1 protein-coding gene and 1 pseudogene are annotated in these 2,819 nt (G+C 61.8%); both read left to right on the plus strand.

The features are described 5' to 3' along the window. Positions 1-2,240: TonB-dependent receptor (locus HX846_RS34010; protein ID WP_178967130.1), on the plus strand; the 2,240-nt coding region annotated here is incomplete at its 5' end. Positions 2,241-2,611: 371 nt separating this feature from the next. Continuing rightward, positions 2,612-2,819: pseudogene (locus HX846_RS34015) on the plus strand (type II secretion system protein GspE); the annotation flags it as partial.

Genomic DNA, 2,819 nt, shown 5'->3' on the forward strand with positions numbered 1-2,819 from the left:
TCGCCGGGCTGGCCGGGGTCAACCTCTCGGTGGACCCGGCGCTGGTCAGCGGCCGCAACAGCAGCGGGTTGTCCGGCGAATACGGCGTCGAAGAAGGTTTCGCGCGCCTGCTCCAGGGCTCCGGCCTGCAACTGCAGCCAATGGGCGAGCAGGCCTATAGGCTGACCCCGATTCCCGAAGGCGGCAGCCTGCAACTGGCGCCCACCTCGATTCTCGGCACCACCGGCGATGCCGGCAGCGAGTCCTTTGCTGGTGGCCAGGTGGCGCGCCGTGGCTCCCAGGGCCTGCTGGGCTCGAAGGACTTCATGGATACCCCGTTCAGCATGACCACCTACACCAGCGCGGCAGTCAAGAACCAACAGGCGCGTACCCTTGGCGACCTGATTGCCAGCGACCCCTCGGTGCGCGCCACCAACCCGGCCGGCGGGCGCTATGAGCAATTCACCATTCGCGGCTTCAGCCTGTTCAACAGTGATGTCGCCTACAACGGCCTCTATGGCGTATTGCCGACCTACACCATCGACATGGAAATGGCCGAGCGCGTCGACATCATCAAAGGCCCCAGCCAGTTGATCAACGGCATCTCGCCACGGGGCAGCGTGGGCGGCGGGATCAACGTGGTGCCCAAGCGTGCCACCGACACACCCATCACCTCGCTCACCGGCAGTTGGGCCTCCGACAGCCAGGCGGGCGGAGCCGTGGACATAGGCCGGCGTTTTGGTGAAGACAATAAATTCGGCCTGCGTTTCAACGGCGTGAAGCAGTCCGGCGACACTGCCTGGGACGACCAGAGTGTCGACCGCGAAATGGCCGTGTTGGGCCTGGATTTTCGCGGTGAACGCCTGCGACTCTCCACCGACATCGGCCGCACCGAGCGCGACACCGACGCCCCCCAGGAACGTGTGCAAGTCGGGCCCGACGCCAGGGTGCCGAGTGCCAACGACGTACGCCACAACTACGCGCAGCCCTGGAGCAAGGCAAGCACCAACGACACCTTCGGCACGGTCAACGGCGAGTTTGATCTCAGCGACAACGTAATGCTCTACGGCGGCGTCGGTGCGCGCAAAAGCAACCATGACTTCCTGCGCCATGCAGTGTCGGTGGCCAACAACGCCGGCGATTTCAGCGTGCAGCCCCGCGACTTCACCCGCGATGAAAACGTGCGCACCGCCACGGCGGGCGTGCGCAACTGGTTCCATACCGGCCCGGTGAGCCATGAGGTCAACCTGGCGGCCAGCTACTTCTACATGGACTTCGAAAACGGCGGCGCGCGATATGCGCCGGGTTCGAGCAATATCTACAACCCTGTGGAAACCCCCGCGCCTGGCCGGCCAACGCGATTTGACTCGAAGGTCTACACCGAAAACCGTTTCAGCGGTGTGGCGTTGTCCGACACCCTGGGTTTTTTCGATGACCGGTTGCTGCTGACCCTCGGTGCGCGCTGGCAGCGGGTCAAGGTCGACGACTGGACCGATGACGTCAAAGGCGACACCGCCTACGACGAGGAAAAAATTTCACCGTCCGGCGGCATCCTGTTCAAGGCCACCGACAAGCTCTCGCTGTACGCCAACTACATGGAAGGCCTGAGCCAGGGCAAGGTCGCGCCGTCGGCGTCGGTCAACGATGACGAAATCTTCCCACCGTTCATCAGCCGTCAGGTCGAAGTCGGCGCCAAGTACGACGCCGGTGCGTTCGCGGTGACGGCCGCTGTATTCCGGATCAAGCAGCCGGCCTACGAGACCAACGCCACCACGCTGGTCTTCGGCCCCAATGGCAAGCGCCAGAACGATGGTGTGGAACTCAGCGTGTTCGGCGAGCCGCTCAAGGGTTTCCGCCTGCTGGGCGGGGTGATGTACATCGACAGCGAACTGACCCACACCACCAACGGCACCTACGACGGCAACCGCGCGCCGGCCACGCCCAAGTACAACGTCAACCTGGGCGCGGAGTGGGACGTGCCGACTGTTGAAGGCCTGACCCTGACCAGCCGCGGGATCTATTCCAGCTCGCAGTACCTGGACCAGTCCAACGTCAAGGAAATCGACGCCTGGACGCGGCTTGATGTCGGCGCACGCTACGCCTTCAAGGTCGACGACAAGCACATCACCCTGCGGGCCAATGTCGAGAACGTGGCCAACCGGCGCTACTGGAGTTCGGCCGGTGCCTCGGATGACAGCGAGCCGGGGTTGACCTTGTCGACGCCGCGCACGTATTTGCTGTCGGCGACCGTCGACTTCTAGCGGCAATCGCGCCACAGGGAAGTGGCACTCTTGTGCAGTGCAAAATTAAACGACGAGAAGTTCAATGATTAGTACTGTTGCAGTGGGCTGGCTATTTGCAATCGTGAACTAAGCATCAATATGTTAGTCGATGTGTTTAACAAGATTTTATGAATTGTGGCGAACTAATGGCCTTGGTCAGTAGTTCTAAAAGGCCATGATTTGCCACGGCTGTCCTGCACATCGCTTGTGTGTAGGGTCTTGATCTTGTTCAAGGCGCCGCTGGGACTAGTTGTTGTTTCTGCACCCTTGGAAACAGCCTCTTCAACTAGTTGTTCAGAATGGTGCAGATGTCTCAACCGATACCGTCAATGCCCATCGATGCATGCCGAATGCAGATTCCGGATGCCGAACAAGTGTGCGCGTGGCTGATGCGAAAAGCCGGTCTGAAAACCGTCGACCTGGAACGTGCTCGACGGTTATCCCAGGAATCCGACGACCCCGAACTGCTCGGCCTGCTGACGCGCCTGGGGCTCGTTTCCGAAGTGGAACTGGCGCGGGCCTGGGCCGATTTGCTCGGCGCGCCGTTGCTGCTGGCGG

Origin of the sequence: Pseudomonas sp. K5002 (assembly GCF_013386655.1) — a bacterium.
Taxonomy (GTDB): domain Bacteria; phylum Pseudomonadota; class Gammaproteobacteria; order Pseudomonadales; family Pseudomonadaceae; genus Aquipseudomonas.